The organism is Streptomyces sp. NPDC040432 (genome assembly GCF_055595445.1).
In genome coordinates, this window is the sequence record NZ_JBVIVP010000004.1 from 285,256 (window position 1) to 307,241 (window position 21,986).

A 21,986-nucleotide genomic window follows, 5' to 3' on the forward strand; every position below is an offset into this window, starting at 1 on the left:
GGCGGACCGACGGCGCGATACGGAGCACTCCTGTCACCCGTAGGTACCGCTTCCGCACCACGTAGGAGTAGTGGCCATGCCCACCAGCTCGTTCTTCATCCCGGACCCCGAGGGTCACACCCCGAACGCCGAGGGGTACTTCGGCGACTTCGGCGGCAAGTTCATCCCGGAGGCGCTCGTCGCCGCCGTGGACGAGGTCGCCGTCGAGTACGAGAAGGCCAAGGGCGACCCCGCCTTCGCCGCCGAGCTCGACGAGCTCATGGTCAACTACACCGGCCGCCCCAGCTCCCTCACCGAGGTGCCCCGGTTCGCCGAGCACGCGGGCAACGCGCGGATCTTCCTCAAGCGCGAGGACCTGAACCACACCGGCTCGCACAAGATCAACAACGTGCTGGGCCAGGCCCTGCTCACCAAGCGCATGGGCAAGACCCGGGTCATCGCCGAGACCGGCGCCGGCCAGCACGGCGTGGCCACCGCCACCGCCTGCGCCCTCTTCGGCCTCGACTGCACCATCTACATGGGCGAGATCGACACCCGGCGCCAGGCCCTCAACGTGGCCCGGATGCGGATGCTCGGCGCCGAGGTCATCGCCGTGAAGTCCGGCTCCCGGACCCTCAAGGACGCCATCAACGAGGCGTTCCGCGACTGGGTCGCCAACGTCGACGAGACCCACTACCTGTTCGGCACCGTCGCCGGCCCGCACCCCTTCCCGGCCATGGTCCGCGACTTCCACCGCGTCATCGGCGTGGAGGCCCGCCGGCAGATCCTGGAGCGCGCCGGCCGGCTTCCCGACGCCGTCGCCGCCTGCGTCGGCGGGGGCTCCAACGCCATCGGCCTCTTCCACGCCTTCATCCCGGACGCCGACGTCCGACTCGTGGGCTTCGAGCCCGCCGGACACGGCGTCGAGACCGGCGAGCACGCCGCGACCCTCACCGCGGGCGAGCCCGGCATCCTGCACGGCTCCCGCTCCTACGTCCTGCAGGACGAGGAGGGCCAGATCACCGAGCCCTACTCGATCTCCGCCGGCCTGGACTACCCGGGCATCGGCCCCGAGCACTCCTACCTCAAGGACAGCGGCCGGGGCGAGTACCGCGCCGTCACCGACGACGCCGCCATGCAGGCCCTGCGCCTGCTCTCCCGCACCGAGGGCATCATCCCGGCCATCGAGTCGGCGCACGCCCTCGCGGGCGCCCTCGACCTGGGCAAGGAGCTGGGCAAGGACGGCCTGATCGTGGTCAACCTGTCCGGCCGCGGCGACAAGGACATGGACACGGCGGCCCGCTACTTCGGGCTGTACGACGGCGAAGGCGCCGAGGGGGAGTCGAAGTGAGCAACGGCAACATCGAACTGCTGAGCAGCACCCTCGCGAAGGCCAAGTCCGAGGACCGGGCGGCCCTCGTCGCCTATCTGCCGGCCGGCTTCCCGACCGTCGACGGGGCCATCGAGGCCGTCAAGGCCGTCATCGCGGGCGGCGCCGACGTCGTGGAGATCGGGCTGCCGCACAGCGACCCGGTCCTGGACGGCGCGATCATCCAGACCGCCGACGACATCGCCCTGCGCGGCGGCGTGAAGATCGCCGACGTCATGCGGACGGTGCGCGAGGCGTTCGAGGCCACCGGGGTCCCGATCCTGGTCATGACCTACTGGAACCCAATCGACCGCTACGGCGTCGAGCGGTTCACCGCCGAACTCGCGGCGGCCGGCGGCGCCGGCTGCATCCTGCCCGACCTGCCGGTCCAGGAGTCCGCGCTGTGGCGCGAGCACGCGGAGAAGCACGGTCTCGCGACCGTCTTCGTCGTGGCCCCCAGCAGCCAGGACGCCCGACTGGCCACCATCACGGCCGCCGGTTCCGGCTTCGTCTACGCCGCCTCTCTGATGGGCGTCACCGGCACCCGCGAGTCCGTCGGCAACGAGGCCCAGGAACTGGTGCGCCGCACCCGCGCCACGACCGACCTCCCCGTCTGCGTCGGCCTGGGCGTCTCCAACGCCGTGCAGGCCAAGCAGGTCGCGGGCTTCGCCGACGGCGTCATCGTCGGCTCGGCCTTCGTGAAGCTGCTGCTGGACGCCCCGGACCTGCCGTCCGGCCTGACGGCCGTGCGCGCGCTGGCGGGCGAACTTGCGGAAGGCGTACGCAGGTCCTGACGCCGGGCGGCTCCCGCGGGGGGTTATGTAGCCCGATCGGGTGGAAGTGGGAGCGGGGAGGCACGAGAGTGCCTCCCTGCTTCGTTTGGCCGAACGTGAGCGAGAAGAACGACGGTGCGAACCGCGATGCGACGAAACGATCGGCCCGGGAGCGACTCCAAGTGGAGCGCGAGCGGCAGAAGACCCGGGACAAGCGCCGGCGGACCCTCGTCGTATCGGCGGCGGTGGTCGGCGTACTCGGCCTGGCGGCCGTCGTCGGCCTGATCGCGGCCAATGCCGGGTCCGGCGACAAGTCCGCCAAGGCCGGGCCGGTGGTCGCGCCGTCCGGGGCGACGGGGAAGGACGCGCTCGCCATCCAGACGGGCCAGAGCGGCGCCCCCTCCCAGCTGACCGTCTGGGAGGACTTCCGCTGCCCCGCCTGCAAGTCCTTCGAGACCAACTACAAGGACACCATCCACGAGCTGGAAGCCAAGGGGCTGCTCAAGACCGAGTACCACATCGTCACCCTCATCGACGGGAACATGGGCGGCAGCGGCTCGCTGAAGTCGGCGAACGCCGCCGCCTGCGCGCAGGACGCCGGCAAGTTCGCCGCCTACCACGACGTCCTGTTCGAGAACCAGCCGGAGGAGGTCGACGACGCCTACGGCAAGAACGCCAAGCTGTTGGAGCTGGCCGGCAAGGTCGACGGCCTGGACACCCCCGCCTTCCGCGCCTGCGTCGAGGACGGCACGCACAACAGCTGGGTCGGCAAGTCGCAGGACGCCTTCCGGGCCGGGAACTTCCGGGGCACCCCCACGGTCCTGCTCGACGGGAAGGACATCTTCGCGGACCAGGCCGACCCGCTGACCCCGCAGAAGCTCAAGGCGAAGGTCGAGGCCGCGGCGAAGGCCCCGAGCGGGGCGTCCGGCGCCCCGAAGGCCGGCTCCGGTTCCGGGTCCGGCAAGACCTCGCCGTCGGCCACCGCGTCCCCATCGGGAACGGGCAGGACCTCCTCGACGACCGGCTCGAAAGCAGTGCCCGAGGGGACCGCGCGGGACTGAGCGCGGACCCGGCCGCCGTTTCGACCGGGCCGGGCCGTGTGTGGGTTTGATGTCAGCTTGCCGGGTGGGTTGCGGTCGGTACCGCCCGGCAAGGTAGCGTCAGGTCTGCCATGACCCTTGCCTATATCCCCAGTCCGTCGACCGGCGTGATCCATCTCGGACCGATCCCGCTCCGCGGCTACGCGTTCTGCATCATCATCGGCGTCTTCATCGCCGTCTGGCTCGGCAACAAGCGCTGGATCGCGCGCGGCGGAAAGCCGGGCACGGTCGCGGACATCGCCGTGTGGGCGGTGCCGTTCGGCCTTGTCGGCGGTCGCCTCTACCACGTGATCACCGACTACCAGCTGTACTTCGGCGAAGGCCGCAACTGGGTCGACGCCTTCAAGATCTGGGAGGGCGGCCTCGGCATCTGGGGCGCGATCGCGCTCGGCGCGGTCGGCGCCTGGATCGGCTGCCGGCTGCGCGGCATCCCGCTGCCGGCCTGGGCCGACGCGCTGGCCCCCGGCATCGCCCTGGCCCAGGCCTGCGGGCGCTGGGGCAACTGGTTCAACCAGGAGCTGTACGGCCGGGCCACCGACCTGCCGTGGGCGGTGAAGATCACCGAGGGTGCGAACCGCGAGGCGGGCACCTACCACCCGACCTTCCTGTACGAGTCGCTGTGGTGCGTCGGCGTCGCCGTGCTGGTCATCTGGGCCGACCGCCGCTTCAAGCTCGGGCACGGGCGGGCCTTCGCCCTGTACGTCGCCTCGTACTGCGCGGGCCGCGCCTGGATCGAGTACATGCGCGTCGACGAGGCCCACCACATCCTGGGCCTGCGACTGAACGTGTGGACCGCGATCGTGGTCTTCATCCTGGCCGTCACCTACTTCGTGCTGTCGGCGAAGCTGCGACCGGGCCGCGAGGAGGTCGTCGAACCGCAGGCTCCCGTCGCCGTGGGGGACGGTCCCGCCGAGGGCGGGGCGAAGGACGCCGCGACCGGCGCCAAGGCGGTCGAGGACGCACCGCGCAAGCCGGCCGAGCCCGCGAAGCCCGCACGGCCGGCCGAGCCCGCCAAGCCTGCCGAGCCCGCGAAGCCCGCACGGCCGGGCGACAAGCCGGGCGCCGAGGCTCCCGGGTCCGCCGGGGCCGTCAGGACGGACCTGACCAAGGCCGGCGAGGACGAGGCCGCGGAGGCCGGGAAGAGCTGACGGACGCTCGACGAAGGACAGGGTCCGCTCCGGAAGGGGGCGCCGCGACGATCGCGGCGCCCCCTTCCGGCCTGTCGGGCCGGTCCTCCCCGGGCCGTGCGGCTACGCGGACCGCCGGGACAGGGTCAGCGTCCGGTGGGCGGCCGCCACCACCGCCGGGTCCACGAACCGGCCGTCGGGCAGGGCAAGGGCCCCCGACATCGCCCGCGCCGCCGACACGATCTCCTCGGCGGCCGTGACCTCCTCGGGCCCCGGCAGGAAGCACCGTTCGATGACGGGGAGCTGGCGCGGATGGATCGCGGCCCGGCCCAGGAACCCCAGCGAGCGGCCGCGCACGCAGGAGGCTGCCAGCGCGTCCAGGTCCCGGACGTCGGGGAACACCGACTGCGCCGGCGGCGCCAGGCCCGCCGCCCGGGCGGCGACCACCACCCGGGAACGGGGCCAGTCCAGCCCCGTCTCCGCGCTCACCCCCAGATCGGCCCGCAGGTCCGCCTCGCCGAGGGTCAGCCCGTGCAGGCACGGGTGGGCGCGGGCGATCTCGTACGCCCGCTCCACACCGAGGGCCGACTCCAGCAGCGCGTACAGGGCGACCCCGCCGGTGCGGTCGGCGACCCGGGTGATCTGCTCCGGAGCGTCGACCTTCGGCAGCCGCAGCCCGGCGAGTCCGTGCAGCCGGGCCAGCGCCGTCAGGTCGGCGCCCGCCCAGGGCGAGCCCAGGGCGTTGACCCGGACGTGGACGGGGACCGGCGGCCGTTCGGTGAGGAGCTCGGCGGTGGCGGCCCGGGCGTACTCCTTGCGGGAGACCGACACGGAGTCCTCCAGGTCCACGATGACGGCGTCGGCCCCGCACCGCAGGGCCTTGGCCACCACCTCCGGACGGTCCCCGGGTGCGTAGAGCCAGGTCAGGATCACAGTGCCCCCTCGGTGCGCAGCGCGGCGATCTCGTCCCGGGTCAGGCCGAGCTCGGTGAGGACCTCGTCGGTGTCCGCGCCGTGCGGGCGGCCCGCCCAGCGGATCCCGCCGGGGGTCCCGGACAGTCGGAAGAGGACGTTCTGCATGCGGATCGGGCCGAGTTCCGGGTCCTCGACCCCGGTGACCGTGTCGAGGGCCGCGAACTGCGGATCGGCCATCACGTCCCGTACGTCGTACACCTGGGCGACGGCCGCCTCGGCGCTCTCGAAGGCGGCCACCGCCTCGTCGGCCTTGCGCAGGGCGATCCAGCCGCCGACGGCCGCGTCCAGGACGTCGGCGTGCTCGGCCCGGCCCGCGCCGGTCGCGAACCAGGGCTCGTCGGCCAGCTCGGGCCGCCCGACCAGCCGGACGACCCGCTCGGCGACGGACCGGGCCGACGCGGACACCGCCAGCCAGCGGCCGTCCGCACTGCGATAGGTGTTGCGGGGGGCGTTGTTCACGGACCGGTTCCCGGTGCGCGGCTGCACGTAGCCCAGCTGGTCGTACCAGAGGGGGTGCGGGCCGAGCACGGTGAGGATCGGTTCGATGATGGCGAGGTCGACGACCTGCCCCCGCCCGGTGCGGTCCCGGCCCGCCAGCGCCGTCATCACCGCGTACGCGGCCGTCAGCGCGGCGATCGAGTCCGCGAGCCCGAAGGGCGGCAGCGTCGGCGGGCCGCCCGGCTCCCCGGTGATCGCGGCGAACCCGCTCATGGCCTCGGCGAGGGTCCCGAAGCCGGGGCGGTGGGCGTACGGGCCGTGCTGGCCGAAGGCCGTGACCCGGGCCAGGACCAGGCGCGGGTTGGCCGCCGACAGCTCGGTCCAGCCCAGCCCCCACTTCTCCAGGGTGCCGGGACGGAAGTTCTCGACGACGACGTCGGCGGTGGCCGCGAGCCGCAGCAGGGTGTCCCGCCCGCCCGGCGTCGACAGGTCGAGGGTCATCGTCCGCTTGTTCCGGCCCAACAGCTTCCACCACAGGCCGATGCCGTCCTTGGCGGGGCCGTGGTCGCGCGACGGATCGGGACGACCCGGGTGCTCCACCTTGATCACCTCGGCGCCGAAGTCGCCGAGCAGGGTGGCGGCCAGCGGCCCCGCGAACAGGGTGGCCAGGTCGAGGACGCGCAGCCCGGCGAGCGGGCCGGGGCCGTGGGCGGGTCGGGGGTCCGTGATCGGACCGGGGCCCGGGCGTGGGTCCGTGATGGGCGCGCTCATCGCGGAACGCCCCGGCCGGCGGCGAACGCCACGACATCGGCCCGGTCCGGCATGGAGTCCTGGGCACCGGGCCGCTGCACCGACAGCGCGGCGGCGCACGCCGCCCACGCGAGGGCCTGCGGCATCGGGCGGCCCTCGCCGAGGGCCACGCAGAGGGCACCCACGAAGGTGTCCCCGGCGGCGGTGGTGTCCACGGCCCGGACGCGGGGCGCGGGCACCGTCAGCGGCTCCCGCCCCCGCGCCGCGTGCAGCACCCCCGCCGCGCCCAGGGTGATCACCACCTCCGGGACGTCCTGGAGCAGCGCCTCGGCGGCCCGGTGCGGATCGGTGAGCCCGGTGAGCGCGGCCGCCTCGTGCTCGTTCGGGACGAGCAGGTCGGTGGCGGCCAGCAGCCCGGCGGGCAGCGGCTGGGCGGGGGCCGGGGTGAGGACCGTACGGACCCCGTGGGCGCGCGCGGCCAGGGCGCCCGCGAGGACGACCTCCAAGGGCAGTTCGAGTTGCAGGAGGAGCGAGTCGGCCGACGCGATGCGGGCGTCGTCGCCCGCCTCCAGGGCGGTGACCAGGGCGTTGGCCGCCGGGATGACGATGATGCTGTTCGCGCCCTCGTCGTCGACCGTGATGTGGGCCGTGCCGCTGGCGCCCTCGACGGTGCGCAGGGCGGTCGTGTCGACCCCGCTGGCGTGGAGCGCGGCGCGCAGCCGCACCCCGAACTCGTCGGCCCCGACCGAGCCGATCATCACCACCTCCCCGCCGAGCCGGGCGGCGGCGACCGCCTGGTTGGCGCCCTTCCCGCCGGGGACGGTGCGGAACTCGCGGCCGGTGACGGTTTCCCCGAGACGGGGGGCCTTGGGCACGTAGGCGACGAGGTCCATGTTCGTACTGCCGAGCACGGCGATGGCCGTCATGAGCGGGCTGCCTCCTGGGCGGTGAGGTGGGCGAGGGCGTCGAACCCGATGCCGTCGAAGCCGGCGACGCCGGTGGAGAGGCGGTTCTTCAACGGTGCCGTCCACCGGTCCGGGATCCGGTCGGGCGATCCGGCCAGCAGCCCGGCGAGGGAGCCGGCGGTGGCCCCGTTGGAGTCGGTGTCCCAACCACCGGACACCGCCCGGCAGACGGAGTGCGTGAAGTCGCCGTCCGCGTGGGTGAGCGCGGCCGCGAGCAGCGCGGTGTTCGGGAGGGCGTGTACCCAGTGGTAGTGGCCGTAACAGTCGTGCAGCCGGTCCACGACCCGGTCGAAGTCGGCCTCATCGGAGGCGGTACGGATCCCGAGGCGCACGGCTTCCGCCAGCCGTGACCGGGGCGGTACGACGGCCAGTCCGGCCCGCAGCGCGCCGTGCACGTCGGTCCGGCCGCCGGCGGCCTCCGCGAGGGCGGCGGCGACGAACAGGGCGGCGTGGATCCCGCTCGCGGTGTGGGTGAGCGCGGCGTCGCGATGGGCCTGGGCGGCGGCGGCGACCGGATCTCCGGGGTTCGTCCAGCCGTGGACGTCGGCCCGGATGAGGGCGCCGATCCACTCGCGGAACGGATTGTGCCGGCGGGCCGTCAGCGGCGGTTCGAGGCCCTGTAGGAGGTTGCGGTAGGCGATCCGCTCGGCGGTGAAGGTCCGGCCCGCGGGCAGTTCGTCCAGCCAGAGCCGGCCGAGGTCGGCGGTGCTGAAGCCCTTGCCGTGTCGTTGGAGGAGGAGCAGACCGAGGAGGGGGTGGTTGAGGTCGTCGTCCTCGGGGGCGCCGTCGATGTTCTCGGCGAGGGAGGTATCGGCGGACCGCCGGTTCCACGGGTGCGCGGCGAGGAGCTCCGCCGGGACTCCGCGGGCCGTGAACCAGTCGGACAGCGGCCAGTTCCCGGTGGCCCGGGCCAGGGCCCGGATGGCGTCGAGCGGAAGCTTCTCCACGGGCTTCCCGAGGACGCAGCCCGCCGCGCGCCCGACCCAGGCCGCCTCCAACCGCTCCCGCAGCGCGGCGTCCGCCTCCGGGGGCGGGTCGTACGGACCGCGGGCCGGCCCGTGGTCCCGGTCCGCCACCAGGGCGCCGGCGGCGCGGTCGGGGGAGAGGGGCGGGGTGACGACCCCGTGCGGGGGCGGGACCCGATCCGGATCCGGACTCGGCTCCGTATCCGGCAGGGCGGTCCCGGGCGGGGGCTGCCGGAACGCGACTCCGGGTGGTGTCGGCAGGGCGGTCCCGGGCGGGGTCCGGGACCCGGCCTCGGGTGGGGTCCGGAGTCCGGCCTCGGACGGGGGCGGGAGGGTGACTCCGGGTGGGGGCGGGAGGGTCGTTCCGGGCGGGGGTCGGAGCGCGGCCTCGGATGGGGCCGGCTCCGGCTCCGGCTCCGCGGGTGGGGTCGGGGCCGTGGGCCAGGTGGCCCGGATCCCGGTCCAGGTGCTCGGTTCGTCGGCGGCCGAGGGGGCAGGGAGGGCGTCGAGTTCGTCCAGGAGGCGGATCGCGAGGGCGCGCAGCCGCGGCGGGGCCGGTTCGGTGGAGGCGCCGGCGCGGGTGGGGGCCGGGCGACCACCGGCCGCGAGCCACTTCCGCAGTACGGGTCCCGCGTCCCGGCCGTCCTCGTCCGCCTGCCGCAGCTCGTGGCCGAGCAGGTCCTCGGGCTGCGCCCAGGTGAGGCGTACGAGGGCGCCGGGGGGATCGGCGGCCGTCACCGGGGGGACGCCATCGCCGCGAAGGCGCTCTCGTGCGCCCGGCGCCGGTCCCGGTCCCGGGCGAACACCTCCCGGGCCACGGCGGCCAGTTCGGCGGCCGGTCCGTGCAGGTCGAGACGGCTGGCCTCGGCGACCTGCTTGGCCCAGCCGGCCGGTACCGCGGCCTCCCCGCCCAGCGCGCCGGCGACCGCCCCGGCCATCGTCGCGATGGAGTCGCAGTCCCGGCCGTAGTTGACGGCGCCGAGCACCGACGTCTCGTAGGAGCCGTCGCCGACGAGCAGCATGCCGAGGGCGATCGGCAGTTCCTCGATGGAGTGCAGGCGCGACGGGCGGCGGGCGCCGAGGGAGGGGTTGCGGTAGTCCGGGCCGACCGAGTCGTACGGGGCCACCGCCGCGCGCAGCGGGGCCAGCGCGGACTCGAAGTCGCGGTACCGGCAGGCGACTTCGCACACGGCCTCGATCGCCGACCGGGTACCGTCCTTGGCCAGTGCCAGGGCCGCCGCGACGACGGAGTCCGCCGTCGCGCCGGGTGCGCAGGCCGCCGCGACGGCCGCCGCGAAGACGCCGGCGGCCTCGCGCCCGTAGGAGGACTGGTGGGCGCCGGTCACGTCCAGCGCCTCGGCGTACGCGGCGGTCGGATTGCCCGCGTTGACCAGGCCTACCGGCGCCATGTACATCGCCGCACCGCAGTTGACGATGTTGCCGACGCCGGCCTCGCGGGGGTCCGCGTGCGCGTAGTGCAGCCGGGTCACGATCCACTTCTCGGCGAGGAACACCCGCTGGAGGGGGAGGGCCTCCGCTTCGAGCTCGGGGATCCAGCGGGGAGTGCCCATCAGGTCGGGGACGAGGTGCTCGGCGACGGCGTGGGCGTCGAGGTGGTCGCGGACCGTCGCGTAGACCCGTACCAGCGCGTGGGTCATCAGGGTGTCGTCCGTGACGTGCCCGTCGCCCTTGTGGTAAGGCGCGATGGGGCGGGCGGTGCGCCAGTCCTCGTACCAGGGGCCGACGATGCCGTGCACGTGGCCGCCGTGCCGTTCGACGATCCGCTCGGGGGACCAGCCCTCCACGGGGCCGCCGAGCGCGTCTCCCACGGCGGCCCCGACCAGGCTGCCGGTCACCCGGTCGTCGAGGGTGAGGGGGGTGTGCGTCATGTCCGAATCATCCCTTGGGTGAGGTGAGTTCCGTACGGGTGAGCAGCGCGGCGAGTTCGACGAGATCCGTCCCGGCGAGCCGGGGCAGGGCGCAGCCGGACAGCACGCGGCAGGCCTCGCGCCAGGAGGAGGGCAGCGAGTCGCCGCCGCCGAGGGCGCCGGTGAGGGCTCCGGCGAGGGCGGGCGCGGAGTCCGCGACGCGCGAGAGGCAGGCGGCTGCGGGCACCGCCTCGGAGACCCTGCCGCGGGCTGCGACGGCCAGGGCGAGGGCGACGGGGACGGTTTCGGCGGCGGCGATCCCGTAGCTGTAGACGTGGTCGACGATCTGGTGTTCCAGGAGCGGCACGAGCGCGAAGGCGCCGCCGTCCGCGTCGGCACGGGCGAGGGCGACGGCGTGCCGCGCGTTGCGGCCGATCTCGGTGGACTCCGGCAGCTGTGCGAGGGCGGCCTCGACGGCGTCGTCGGTGTCCGAGCCGCCGAGTGCGGTGGCCAGGGCGGCGGCCATGGCGCGGGCCCCGTGGACGCCGTCGCCGTCCTGCGTGTAGCGGGCGTCGAACTCGGCGAGGTCGGCGGCGGCGCACGGGTCACCGGGATGGACGACCGCGAGGACGCAGGCCCGGACGCAGGCGGCGTCGTCGAAGTAGTGCGGGTTGTCGTGCCCGGTGGCGGGCGGGCGCAGGCCGGCGGCGAGGTTGCCGAGGCCGGCGCGTACGGAGATCCGGGCGCGCAGCGGCAGGACGGCGGACTCGACCTCGGGCGCGCGTTCCGCCGCGGCGGCGACCTCGGAGGCCAGGGCGTTCCAGGCCAGGTCGATGGCGGCGCGCATGCGGCGGGACCGGGAGAGGTCGCTGAGCAGCACCCCTGCGGCGGTGAGCACGGACTCGGCGGCGAACGCCGCCCATTCGGCGTCGTCGGAGGGCCCCAGACGCAGGGGCTCGGGGGGCTGGTTCAGGGCGATGGGGACGGGGAGGGTGGTGGTGGCGTTCTGCTCCGCGAAGGTGTCGAGCTCGCGGGTGAGGCGGCGGGTCCACTCGGGCATTCGGCTGGCCCGGTGCCGGGCGGCGGGCCATCCGGCGGCGTCGCCGGCGGCGAGCCCGAGGAGCAGCCCCTCGATCCGCCGGGCCGCCCGCGGCGGGGCGGAGGAGGCCGGGGTGTCGGGGCGCCGCTCCCGGTCGGGGGCCTGCGGGGGCGCCGCCGCGGGGGTCGCCCGCTCGGCGATCGGCAGCCGCGGGCCGACCCCGCCGGGTCCGGTTCGCGGCTCCGCCCGCGCCGCGAACGCCGCGGGGTCGCCGGCCCGTACCTGCCGGGCCCGCGCCTCGGCCGCGGCGGCGAGGAGCGCGCCGGCGGCGCCGTTCGCACCCGGTGCGGCGACGAGGGTGAAGGCCGGGATCCCGGAGCCGGCCGGGTCAGCCCGGCCCTGCGGCGCGTCGGGCGTGCGGGGCGTGGTCGGGCCGGAGGCGTGGGCGGGGGCGTGGGCGTCCCGTCCGGCCGCGGTCGCCGTCCCGCCCGTGTCCTGTGTGCCGGCGACCGCGGCAGGGTCACCGAAGTCGGCCGTCGCGCCCGAGGTGATGGGTACGGCCGGGGGCTCGGAGGTGACCGTCGCGCCCGCGGTCGCCGTCGTGCCGGGCGCGTCCGGTCCGGCCGGGGTGACCATTCCGGTCGGAGTCGCCGGAGCTGCCGGAGTTGTCGGCGCGTCCGGGGCGTGGTTCGGTACGGGCGGTGTGCCGGGGGCCTCCGGGTCGCCCGTCGTGCCGGGGGCGTTCGGTGCGGCGGGGGTGTCCGGGGTGTACGGGGGCGGGGTCATCGGGGGGTCTCGGATTCGGGGGTGAGGAGGTCCGCGATGTCCAGGACGTGGTAGCCCCGCATCGAGGGGAGGCAGCTGCCGCGCACTGGGCCGATGACCGCCGCCCAGTCGGCGGGGATCGCCGCGACGCCGGCCATGGCGCCGGACAGGGCGCCGGCCACCGCGGCCGTGGTGTCGGCGTCCCGGCCCATGTTGACGGCGGTCAGGACGGAGTCCGTGAACTCGCCCCGACACGCTGCGAACGCGCCGAACGCCAGGCCCACCGCCTCCGGCGCCAGGTCCGTCCACGGGTATCCGCCGATCACGACGGCCGAGCGGACCGCCCGTTCGCCGCGCGGGGCGGCGGTGACGGCGCGGCGCAGGGAGCGGGCGGTCCAGGAGTCGGACGGGATCACGGACAGGGCAGCCGAGACGACGGAGGCGGGGGAGCCGCCCGCCATCGCGGCGGCGACGCCCGCCGCGACGGCCTGGCCGCCGTAGATGCCCTCGCCGTCGTGACTGACCGTGCCGTCGATCGCGACGAGCCGGGCGGCTTCGGCGGGGCGGCCCGCCGCGAACACCCCGAAGGGGGCGGCCCGCATGGCCAGCCCGTCCGACCAGGCGTGGCGGTGCTGTGCCGAGATGGGCGCGGCCAGGCCCCGACGGAGGTTCTCCAGGGTGCCCCGTTCGGAGAATCCGGCGCCGCGGAAGGGCCCCTCGTCGAGGTCGGCGATCCAGTGGTGCCAGGCCCGTTCGACGTGCGCGACGGTGAGGGCGGAGCCGTGCCGGGCGAGCAGCAGGCCCGAGAAGATGGCGTACTCGGTGTCGTCGGTGCCCGCCGGATCGGGCGAGACGAAGCCTTCGATCCTGCCCCACTTGGCCCGGATCTGCGACGGCTTCATGTTCTCGGCGGGGGCGCCCAGCGCGTCACCCACGGCGAGGCCCAGAAGAGCGCCCCTGGCCCGTTCGAGGAGGACCTGCGGATTGCATGCAATCAGCTCCATGGCGCGCCTCTCCACTTGATGGGACTCATGATGAGCCCTTGGGGGATTTGTGCCACGGCATGTGGTTTGTCGGTCGCCGCGAAACACCCCCCGAACGTCCCCGTCACCCGGTCGCCGAGGGACGAAACCCCAGGTAAGTACGGCCTTCCTTGCTGGCGGGCGGTGAAATTCGTGCGTAGGTTCGAGGTGTTCAGGGGGAGTGGCCCCGCGTGGGCCGGGCTCGCGTGGCTTTCGCGTACCCGCTCGCACATATGGGGAGGAATCACGCATGTCCATCATCGACACCGAAGCACCGCTGCACACCGCGCACCGCGACAACCACACGCACCGGGACGTCAACGGCGGATGGTTGCGGCCGGCCGTGTTCGGCGCGATGGACGGACTGGTCTCCAACCTCGCCCTGATGACCGGTGTGGCCGGCGGCGCGTTCGCCCCGCAGACCGTCGTGATCACCGGGCTGGCCGGTCTCGCGGCCGGCGCCTTCTCGATGGCCGCCGGTGAGTACACCTCGGTCGCCTCGCAGCGCGAACTGGTCCTGGCGGAGCTCGACGTCGAGCGCCAGCAGCTGCGCAAGCACCCCGTGGACGAGATGGAGGAGCTGGCCGAGCTCTACGTCTCACGCGGGGTCGAGCCCCCGCTGGCCCGCGAGGTCGCCATGCAGCTGTCCCGGGACCCGGAGCAGGCGCTGGAGATCCACGCCCGCGAGGAGCTCGGCATAGACCCCGACGACCTGCCCTCGCCGGCCGTCGCCGCGATCTCCTCGTTCGGCTCCTTCGCGCTCGGTGCCCTGCTCCCCGTGCTGCCCTACCTGCTCGGGGCGACCAGTCTGTGGCCCGCGGTGCTGCTGGCGCTGGTCGGGCTCTTCGCGTGCGGCGCGATCGTCTCCCGGGTCACGGCCCGGTCCTGGTGGTACAGCGGTATGCGTCAGCTCGTCCTGGGTGGCGCGGCCGCGGGTGTGACGTACATCCTGGGCACGTGGATCGGCAGCGCCGTAGGCTAACCGTCGCGGGAGTGAGACACTATGCAGTGCGCAACATAATTAGTTCATTACCCGGTGGTTTCGATTCCGTGTCCGCCGGGCATCCCACCTTGGCGCGCGGGCAATGATGCCCGCCTCGCGTCGGGACCTCCGCCCCGGGTCGTGGCCGCAGAAGCCCTGCGGAAATGGCTGCGGCCTCCGCGAAGGTCCCTCTTCTTCCTGCTCCGTGCGGTGTCCGCATGCTGGAACGCAATATCCGCTTCTCGGGATTGCCGTCATCATGTAACCTGCACGAAATTTCGCAGAGGGCCAACGTCGTCCCTCGGCTATGCACATATGCCACGACGACGACGGGAGAGCCGATGCGTTCCGCATCCACGCACTCCGCGACCGGCCCCAGCACCAACGCCTGGTCGCCCATGGACGGTCGCCCCGCCCAGCAGGGCATGTACGACCCGCGCAACGAGAAGGACGCCTGCGGCGTCGGATTCGTGGCGAACCTCACCGGCGAGGCGACCCACACCCTCGTCGAGCAGGCGCTGACCGTACTGCGGAACCTTGAGCACCGTGGCGCGACCGGCTCCGAGCCGGACTCGGGCGACGGCGCCGGAATCCTCTCCCAGGTCCCCGACGCGTTCCTGCGCGAGGTGGCCGGTTTCGACCTTCCCGAGGCCGGCGCGTACGCCGTCGGCATCGCCTTCCTCCCCGCCGACGGCACCGCACAGGCCGCCGCCGTGGAGCAGATCGAGGCCATCGCCGTCCAGGAGAACCTCACGGTCCTCGGCTGGCGCGAGGTCCCGGTCACCCCCGACCTGCTCGGCAACGGCGCCCGCACCACCATGCCGGCGTTCTCGCAGCTGTTCGTCTCCAACGGGGCGAGCGGCATCGAGCTGGACCGCAAGGCGTTCGTGCTGCGCAAGCGCGCCGAGCGCGAGGCCGGCGTGTACTTCCCGTCGCTCTCCGCCCGCACCATCGTCTACAAGGGCATGCTGACCACCGGCCAGCTGGAGCCCTTCTTCCCGGACCTCTCCGACCGCCGCTTCGCCTCGGCGCTCGCCCTGGTCCACTCCCGGTTCTCGACGAACACCTTCCCGTCCTGGCCGCTCGCCCACCCGTACCGCTTCGTCGCGCACAACGGCGAGATCAACACGGTCAAGGGCAACCGGAACTGGATGAAGGCCCGCGAGTCCCAGCTGGCCTCCGACGCCTTCGGCGACGGCGCCCTGGACCGCATCTTCCCGATCTGCACCCCGGACGCCTCCGACTCGGCCTCCTTCGACGAGGTCCTGGAGCTGCTCCACCTCGGCGGCCGGTCGCTGCCCCACAGCGTGCTGATGATGATCCCGGAGGCGTGGGAGAACCACACCTCCATGGCCCCGGCCCGCCGCGCGTTCTACCAGTACCACTCCACGATGATGGAGCCCTGGGACGGCCCGGCCTGCGTCACCTTCACCGACGGCACCCAGGTCGGCGCGGTCCTCGACCGCAACGGTCTGCGCCCCGGCCGCTACTGGGTCACCGACGAGGGCCTCGTCGTCCTCGGCTCCGAGGTCGGCGTCCTCGACATCGACCCGGCCAAGGTCGTCCGCAAGGGCCGCCTGCAGCCCGGCAAGATGTTCCTCGTCGACACCGCCCAGAAGCGGATCATCGAGGACGACGAGATCAAGGACGAGCTCGCCGCCGCCGCTCCGTACGCCGAATGGCTGGAGACCGGCGAGATCGAGCTGACGGACCTGCCCGAGCGCGAGCACATCGTCCACACCCACGCCTCGGTCACCCGCCGCCAGCAGACCTTCGGCTACACCGAGGAAGAGCTCCGCGTCATCCTCGCGCCGATGGCCCGCACCGCCGGCGAGCCGCTCGGCTCCATGGGCACCGACTCGCCGATCGCGGCCCTGTCCGAGCGCCCCCGGCTGCTCTTCGACTACTTCACCCAGCTGTTCGCGCAGGTCACCAACCCGCCGCTGGACGCCATCCGCGAGGAGCTCGTCACCTCGCTGCTGTCCTCGCTGGGCCCGGCCGGCAACCTGCTGGAGCCGAACGCCGCGTCCTGTCGCAGCGTCACCCTGCCGTTCCCCGTCATCGACAACGACGAGCTGGCCAAGCTCATCCACGTCAACGCCGACGGCGACATGCCCGGCATGAAGGCCGCCACGCTGTCCGGCCTCTACCGGGTCTCCGGCGGCGGCGACGCGCTGGCCGCCCGGATCGCCGAGATCCGCTCCGAGGCCGACGCGGCCATCGAGGCCGGCGCCCGCCTGATCGTCCTCTCGGACCGCCACTCGGACGCCGAGCACGCGCCGATCCCGTCGCTGCTGCTCACCTCCGCCGTGCACCACCACCTCATCGCGACCAAGCAGCGCACCCAGGTGGGCCTGCTGGTCGAGGCCGGTGACGTCCGCGAGGTCCACCACGTCGCCCTGCTCATCGGCTACGGCGCCGCCGCGGTCAACCCGTACCTCGCCATGGAGTCCGTCGAGGACCTCCTGCGCGCCGGTACCTTCCTGACCGGCCTGGAGCCGGAGCAGGCCATCAAGAACCTGATCTACGCGCTCGGCAAGGGCGTCCTGAAGGTCATGTCCAAGATGGGCATCTCCACCGTCGCCTCCTACCGCGGCGCCCAGGTCTTCGAGGCCGTCGGCCTGAACGAGGAGTTCGTCGGCGCCTACTTCAACGGCACCGCCACCAAGATCGGCGGCGCCGGCCTGGACGTCATCGCCAAGGAGGTGGCCGCCCGCCACGCCAAGGCCTACCCCGCCTCCGGCATCGCGGCCACGCACCGCGCGCTGGAGATCGGCGGCGAGTACCAGTGGCGCCGCGAGGGCGAGCCGCACCTGTTCGACCCGGAGACGGTCTTCCGCCTCCAGCACGCCACCCGCAACCGCCGGTACGACATCTTCCGGCAGTACACGGACCGCGTGAACGAGCAGTCCGAGCGCCTCATGACGCTCCGCGGCCTGTTCGGCTTCAAGGACGCCGAAGGCGGTGGCCGCCCGTCGATCTCCATCGAAGAGGTCGAGCCGGTCTCCGAGATCGTCAAGCGTTTCTCCACCGGCGCCATGTCGTACGGCTCCATCTCCAAGGAGGCGCACGAGACCCTCGCCATCGCCATGAACCAGTTGGGCGGCAAGTCCAACACCGGTGAGGGCGGCGAGGACCCGGACCGCCTGTACGACCCGGCGCGGCGCTCCTCCATCAAGCAGGTCGCCTCCGGCCGCTTCGGTGTGACCTCCGAGTACCTGGTCAACGCGGACGACATCCAGATCAAGATGGCGCAGGGCGCCAAGCCCGGCGAGGGCGGCCAGCTGCCCGGTCACAAGGTGTACCCGTGGGTCGCCAGGACCCGCCACTCCACCCCGGGCGTCGGCCTGATCTCCCCGCCGCCGCACCACGACATCTACTCCATCGAGGACCTCGCCCAGCTGATCCACGACCTCAAGAACGCCAACCCGGTCGCCCGCATCCACGTGAAGCTGGTTTCCGAGGTCGGCGTCGGCACGGTCGCCGCGGGCGTCTCCAAGGCACACGCGGACGTGGTCCTGATCTCCGGCCACGACGGCGGTACGGGTGCCTCCCCGCTCACTTCCCTGAAGCACGCGGGCGGACCCTGGGAACTCGGCCTCGCCGAGACCCAGCAGACGCTGCTGCTCAACGGGCTGCGCGACCGCATCGTGGTCCAGACGGACGGCCAGCTCAAGACCGGCCGGGACGTCGTCATCGCCGCGCTGCTCGGCGCCGAGGAGTTCGGTTTCGCGACCGCGCCGCTCGTCGTCTCCGGCTGCGTCATGATGCGCGTCTGCCACCTGGACACCTGCCCCGTCGGCATCGCCACCCAGAACCCGGTCCTGCGCGACCGCTTCTCCGGCAAGCCCGAGTTCGTCGTCAACTTCTTCGAGTTCATCGCGGAGGAGGTGCGCGAGATCCTCGCCGAGCTGGGCTTCCGCACCATCGAGGAGGCCGTCGGCCACGCCGAACTCCTCGACACCAGCAAGGCCGTCACGCACTGGAAGGCGCAGGGCCTCGACCTGGAGCCCCTCTTCCACGTGCCCGAGCTGCCCGAGGGCGCGGTCCGCCACGCCCTCATCGAGCAGGACCACGGTCTGGAGAAGGCCCTCGACAACGAGCTGATCAAGCTCGCCGCCGACGCGCTGAACGCCGCGACGGCCGTGGACGCCCAACCGGTCCGCGCCCAGGTCGCGATCCGCAACATCAACCGGACCGTCGGCACGATGCTCGGCCACGAGGTCACCAAGAGGTTCGGCGGTGCGGGCCTGCCCGACAACACCATCGACCTGACCTTCACCGGCAGCGCCGGCCAGTCCTTCGGCGCCTTCCTGCCGAAGGGCATCACCCTCCGCCTGGAGGGCGACGCCAACGACTACGTCGGCAAGGGCCTCTCCGGTGGCCGCGTCGTCGTCCGCCCGGACCGCGGCGCCGACCACCTCGCCGAGTACTCCACCATCGCCGGCAACACCATCGGCTACGGAGCCACCGGCGGCGAGATGTTCCTCCGCGGCCGCACCGGCGAACGCTTCTGCGTCCGCAACTCCGGCGCCCTGGTCGTCTCGGAGGGCGTGGGCGACCACGGCTGCGAGTACATGACCGGCGGCCAGGCCGTCGTCCTCGGCGAGACCGGCCGCAACTTCGCGGCCGGCATGTCGGGCGGCACCGCCTACGTCATCGACCTCGACCCGAACAACGTCAACGTCGGCAACACGGGCGCGGTCGAGACCGAACTCTCCGACACCGACAAGCAGTGGCTGCACGACGTGGTGCGCCGCCACGAGGAGGAGACCGGCTCGACCGTGGCCGCGAAGCTCCTCGCCGACTGGTCCACCTCGGTGGACCGGTTCAGCAAGATCATCCCCACCACGTACAAGGCAGTGCTCGCCGCCAAGGACGCCGCTGAGCTGGCCGGACTCTCGGAATCCGAGACCACGGAGAAGATGATGGAGGCGGCGACCCATGGCTGACCCGAAGGGCTTCCTCACCACCGCGCGCGAGACCGCCTGTTCCCGTCCCGTGGCTGACCGCCTCAAGGACTGGAACGAGGTCTACGTCCCGGGCTCGCTGCTCCCGATCATCAGCAAGCAGGCCGGTCGCTGCATGGACTGCGGCATCCCGTTCTGCCACAACGGTTGCCCGCTCGGGAACCTGATCCCCGAGTGGAACGACTTCGCGTACCGCGAGGACTGGACCGCCGCGTCGGAGCGCCTGCACGCGACGAACAACTTCCCGGAGTTCACGGGCCGCCTGTGCCCCGCTCCGTGCGAGTCGGCGTGCGTGCTCGGCATCAACCAGCCGGCCGTCACGATCAAGAACGTCGAGGTCTCGATCGTCGACAAGGCCTGGGACAGCGGCCACGTCACCCCGCAGCCCCCGGAGCGGCTGTCCGGCAAGACCGCCGCCGTCATCGGCTCGGGTCCGGCCGGCCTGGCCGCCGCCCAGCAGCTGACCCGGGCCGGCCACACCGTGGTCGTGTACGAGCGCGCCGACCGCATCGGCGGCCTGCTGCGCTACGGCATCCCCGAGTTCAAGATGGAGAAGGTGCACATCAACCGCCGCATCGAGCAGATGCGCGCGGAAGGCACCAAGTTCCGTACGGGCATCGAGGTCGGCCGGGACATCACGGCCACCGACCTGCGCAAGCGCTTCGACGCGGTCGTCATCGCGGCGGGCGCCACCGTCTCCCGCGACCTGCCGGTCCCGGGGCGCGAGCTGAGCGGCATCCACTTCGCGATGGAGTACCTGCCCCTGGCCAACAAGGTCCAGGAGGGCGACTTCATGGCCCCGCCGATCACGGCCGAGGGCAAGGACGTCGTCGTGATCGGTGGCGGTGACACCGGCGCGGACTGCGTGGGCACCGCCCACCGCCAGGGCGCGGCCTCGGTCACCCAGCTGGAGATCATGCCGAAGCCCGGCGAGGACCGGAACGCCAACCAGCCCTGGCCGACGTTCCCCATGCTGTACAAGGTCACCTCGGCGCACGAGGAGGGCGGCGAGCGGGTCTACTCCGTCTCCACCACCCACTTCGAGGGCGACGAGAACGGCCACGTCAAGGCCCTGCACCTGGTCGAGGTCGAGTTCGTCGACGGCAAGCTCGTCCAGAAGCCCGGCACCGAGCGCGTCCTCCCCGCGCAGCTGGTCACCCTGGCGATGGGCTTCACCGGCACCGACCAGGAGAACGGTCTGGTCCAGCAGTTCGGCCTGGCCCTGGACGCGCGCGGCAACATCGAGCGCGACGCCTCCTACAAGACCAACGTCGACGGCGTCTTCGTCGCCGGTGACGCGGGTCGTGGTCAGTCGCTCATCGTGTGGGCCATCGCGGAGGGCCGCTCGGCCGCCCGCGGCGTCGACCGCTTCCTGACCGGCAGCAGCGCCCTCCCGTACCCGGTCAAGCCGACCGACCGCTCCCTGATGGTGTAACGCCTCCCGCGGTACCCCCGCCCTCCGGGGCGGGACCCCTCATACGGCCCGCACAACGAAGTGCGGAACCCCGACACGGCGCCCGTCATGTCCCCGACCAGGGATGACGGGCGCCGTGGCGTCCGGGGGGCGGTTATTCGGGATCGAACTCGTATTGCAGCTCGTAGAGGTGCCCGGCCTTGACCATCACCGTGACCTCGATGGGTCGCCGGTCGTCTCCGTACACCGTGCGAAGGGTGCGGAGGACCGGAAGATCACCGGGTAGTCGGAGGGCGGTGTACTGCTCCTGCGTAGCGACCCTGGCGGAGATCCGGTCGACGCTGTGACGGGGTGGGAACCCCAGTTCCGCGAGGAGCGTCGGCGTGCCTCCTCGGATCCTGCGCGGTTCGGCCAGCGGAGTGCCGTGGGCGATGTCCGGCGGATAGTACGAATTCACCAGCTCCGCAGGTTCGCCATCGATGCGGATCAGCTGGCGGCGACACACGGCCGGACTCCCCTCGGGGGATCCGAGTGCGGCGGCGACGTCACCAGTGATGCGTACCTCTTCGACCGCGAGCAGGGTGCTGCGCGCGGCCGAAGGCTGCTCGGAGAGCTCGGCCAGCCACGGGTACGCTTCTCCGCCCACCGCCCGAGTGAGGGATTTCGAGGGCCGGAGCGTTCGCTGGCGGTTCTCCCGTACCGTCACGGCGGCGCCCGCGCGACCGATCGCGAGTCCTTCGTCCTTCAGTAGCTGAACGGCCTTTTGAATCGTGGCGTTGGAGGCGTCGAACCGGGCCTTCAATTGTGCGGTCGACGGCAGTCTGGCTCCTGGCGCGATACTGCCGCTCATGATCTCGTCTCGGAGATCGGCAGCGATGCGGGCGTGGAGGGGCCGTGGATCGAGTGCTTCGGCTTCGGAGTGGGGCACAGGTCAACCGATCCTGATCTCGTACCGCAGCTGTTGACGGGTGGCCGGCATGACCATCACGTCCGCTTGGATGGGTCGGTCCGCCGTGTCATAGGTAACGCGCGCGAGTTGGAGCACTGGTTCGCCTGAGCCGAGGCGGAGCTGCTCACGCTCCTCGGCGCGCGGCATCCTTGCCGTCACATTCTCCACGACCCGTACGCCCACGTGTCCGAGTGTGGCGAGGAGGGTCACGGCGCCGCCACGGATTTTTTCCTTCGCAGCCAGAGGGGTGCCCGAGGCAATGTCCGCCGGGTAGTACGTGTCCGTCAACTCGTTTGGCTCGCCGTCGAGTTCGATGATCCGGCGGCGCACCACCACGGGGTCTCCCTCGGGCAGGTGCAGGAGGGGCGCTACGTCTGCGGGCGCCGGAACCTTGCCCGCGTGGACGATGCGCTGACTCCCGGTGCGGCCCACCGCCCTGGCCTCGTCGGCCCACGCGTCGGTGGTGTCGGCGGCTCGCGGGGTCAGGTACGGCATCGATGTGCTGGTCCACTCATTGCCGCTCACGATGCCTCCTGG

15 protein-coding genes and 1 pseudogene are annotated in these 21,986 nt (G+C 72.9%); 7 read left to right on the top strand and 9 right to left on the bottom strand.

Translation table 11 applies throughout. The annotated features are described in order from the left end of the window. Positions 1-76: 76 nt before the first annotated feature. The 4 genes and pseudogenes from trpB to lgt all read left to right on the top strand — a co-directional run bounded on the left by trpB (position 77) and on the right by lgt (position 4,369). Complete coding sequence (gene trpB / locus ACZ58N_RS11570; protein WP_471157929.1) at positions 77-1,330, top strand: tryptophan synthase subunit beta; 1,254 nt, start codon at positions 77-79, stop codon at positions 1,328-1,330. Further along, the gene (gene trpA / locus ACZ58N_RS11575; RefSeq protein ID WP_471157931.1) at positions 1,327-2,142 is read left to right on the top strand and encodes a tryptophan synthase subunit alpha; all 816 of its coding nucleotides are present in this window, start codon (positions 1,327-1,329) and stop codon (positions 2,140-2,142) included. Before trpB ends, trpA begins: the two co-directional genes overlap by 4 nt. A 95-nt stretch (positions 2,143-2,237) precedes the next feature. Next, positions 2,238-3,032, top strand: a pseudogene (locus tag ACZ58N_RS11580) (DsbA family protein); the annotation flags it as partial. Between the two features lie 260 nt (positions 3,033-3,292). Then, positions 3,293-4,369 carry a prolipoprotein diacylglyceryl transferase gene (gene lgt, locus ACZ58N_RS11585; protein WP_471157933.1) on the top strand — a complete coding sequence of 359 codons (1,077 nt, stop codon included), beginning with the start codon at positions 3,293-3,295 and terminating at the stop codon, positions 4,367-4,369. Positions 4,370-4,471: 102 nt separating this feature from the next. On the opposite strand, the gene ACZ58N_RS11590 is transcribed toward lgt, so the two are convergent. The 7 genes from ACZ58N_RS11590 to ACZ58N_RS11620 all read right to left on the bottom strand — a co-directional run bounded on the left by ACZ58N_RS11590 (position 4,472) and on the right by ACZ58N_RS11620 (position 13,116). Further along, positions 4,472-5,281 (bottom strand): HpcH/HpaI aldolase/citrate lyase family protein, encoded by an 810-nt coding sequence (locus ACZ58N_RS11590; RefSeq protein WP_471157934.1) that lies wholly within the window; start codon positions 5,279-5,281, stop codon positions 4,472-4,474. Next, complete coding sequence (locus tag ACZ58N_RS11595; RefSeq protein ID WP_471157935.1) at positions 5,278-6,531, bottom strand: CaiB/BaiF CoA transferase family protein; 1,254 nt, start codon at positions 6,529-6,531, stop codon at positions 5,278-5,280. The genes ACZ58N_RS11590 and ACZ58N_RS11595 overlap by 4 nt, the downstream gene beginning before the upstream one ends. Next, entirely contained in the window at positions 6,528-7,436 is a 909-nt protein-coding gene (gene rbsK / locus ACZ58N_RS11600) for a ribokinase (protein ID WP_471157937.1), read from the bottom strand. The genes ACZ58N_RS11595 and rbsK overlap by 4 nt, the downstream gene beginning before the upstream one ends. Further along, entirely contained in the window at positions 7,433-9,178 is a 1,746-nt protein-coding gene (locus ACZ58N_RS11605) for an ADP-ribosylglycohydrolase family protein (RefSeq protein WP_471157939.1), read from the bottom strand. The genes rbsK and ACZ58N_RS11605 overlap by 4 nt, the downstream gene beginning before the upstream one ends. Then, positions 9,175-10,329, bottom strand: a complete 1,155-nt coding sequence (locus ACZ58N_RS11610; protein ID WP_471157941.1) for an ADP-ribosylglycohydrolase family protein — start codon at positions 10,327-10,329, stop codon at positions 9,175-9,177. Before ACZ58N_RS11610 ends, ACZ58N_RS11605 begins: the two co-directional genes overlap by 4 nt. Positions 10,330-10,336: 7 nt before the next feature. Beyond that, entirely contained in the window at positions 10,337-11,548 is a 1,212-nt protein-coding gene (locus ACZ58N_RS11615; protein WP_471158308.1) for an ADP-ribosylglycohydrolase family protein, read from the bottom strand. Positions 11,549-12,129: 581 nt separating this feature from the next. Continuing rightward, on the bottom strand, positions 12,130-13,116 hold the full coding sequence (locus ACZ58N_RS11620; protein ID WP_471157942.1) for an ADP-ribosylglycohydrolase family protein: 987 nt from the start codon (positions 13,114-13,116) through the stop codon (positions 12,130-12,132). Between the two features lie 268 nt (positions 13,117-13,384). Here ACZ58N_RS11620 and ACZ58N_RS11625 point away from each other — a divergent pair, with 268 nt between their 5' ends. The 3 genes from ACZ58N_RS11625 (at position 13,385) to ACZ58N_RS11635 (ending at position 20,521) form a co-directional block, all read left to right on the top strand. Then, positions 13,385-14,116: a VIT1/CCC1 transporter family protein gene (locus tag ACZ58N_RS11625; protein WP_471157943.1), complete on the top strand. Its 732-nt coding sequence runs from the start codon at positions 13,385-13,387 to the stop codon at positions 14,114-14,116. A 398-nt stretch (positions 14,117-14,514) separates the two neighbouring features. Beyond that, positions 14,515-19,068: a glutamate synthase large subunit gene (gene gltB, locus ACZ58N_RS11630; protein WP_471158310.1), complete on the top strand. Its 4,554-nt coding sequence runs from the start codon at positions 14,515-14,517 to the stop codon at positions 19,066-19,068. After that, positions 19,061-20,521: a glutamate synthase subunit beta gene (locus ACZ58N_RS11635; protein ID WP_471157945.1), complete on the top strand. Its 1,461-nt coding sequence runs from the start codon at positions 19,061-19,063 to the stop codon at positions 20,519-20,521. Before gltB ends, ACZ58N_RS11635 begins: the two co-directional genes overlap by 8 nt. 133 nt (positions 20,522-20,654) lie before the next feature. Here the strand turns inward: ACZ58N_RS11635 and ACZ58N_RS11640 are convergent, their stop codons facing one another. Then, complete coding sequence (locus tag ACZ58N_RS11640) at positions 20,655-21,428, bottom strand: GntR family transcriptional regulator (RefSeq protein WP_471157946.1); 774 nt, start codon at positions 21,426-21,428, stop codon at positions 20,655-20,657. A gap of 3 nt (positions 21,429-21,431) precedes the next feature. Beyond that, entirely contained in the window at positions 21,432-21,974 is a 543-nt protein-coding gene (locus ACZ58N_RS11645) for a GntR family transcriptional regulator (protein WP_471157948.1), read from the bottom strand. Between the last annotated feature and the right edge of the window lie 12 nt (positions 21,975-21,986).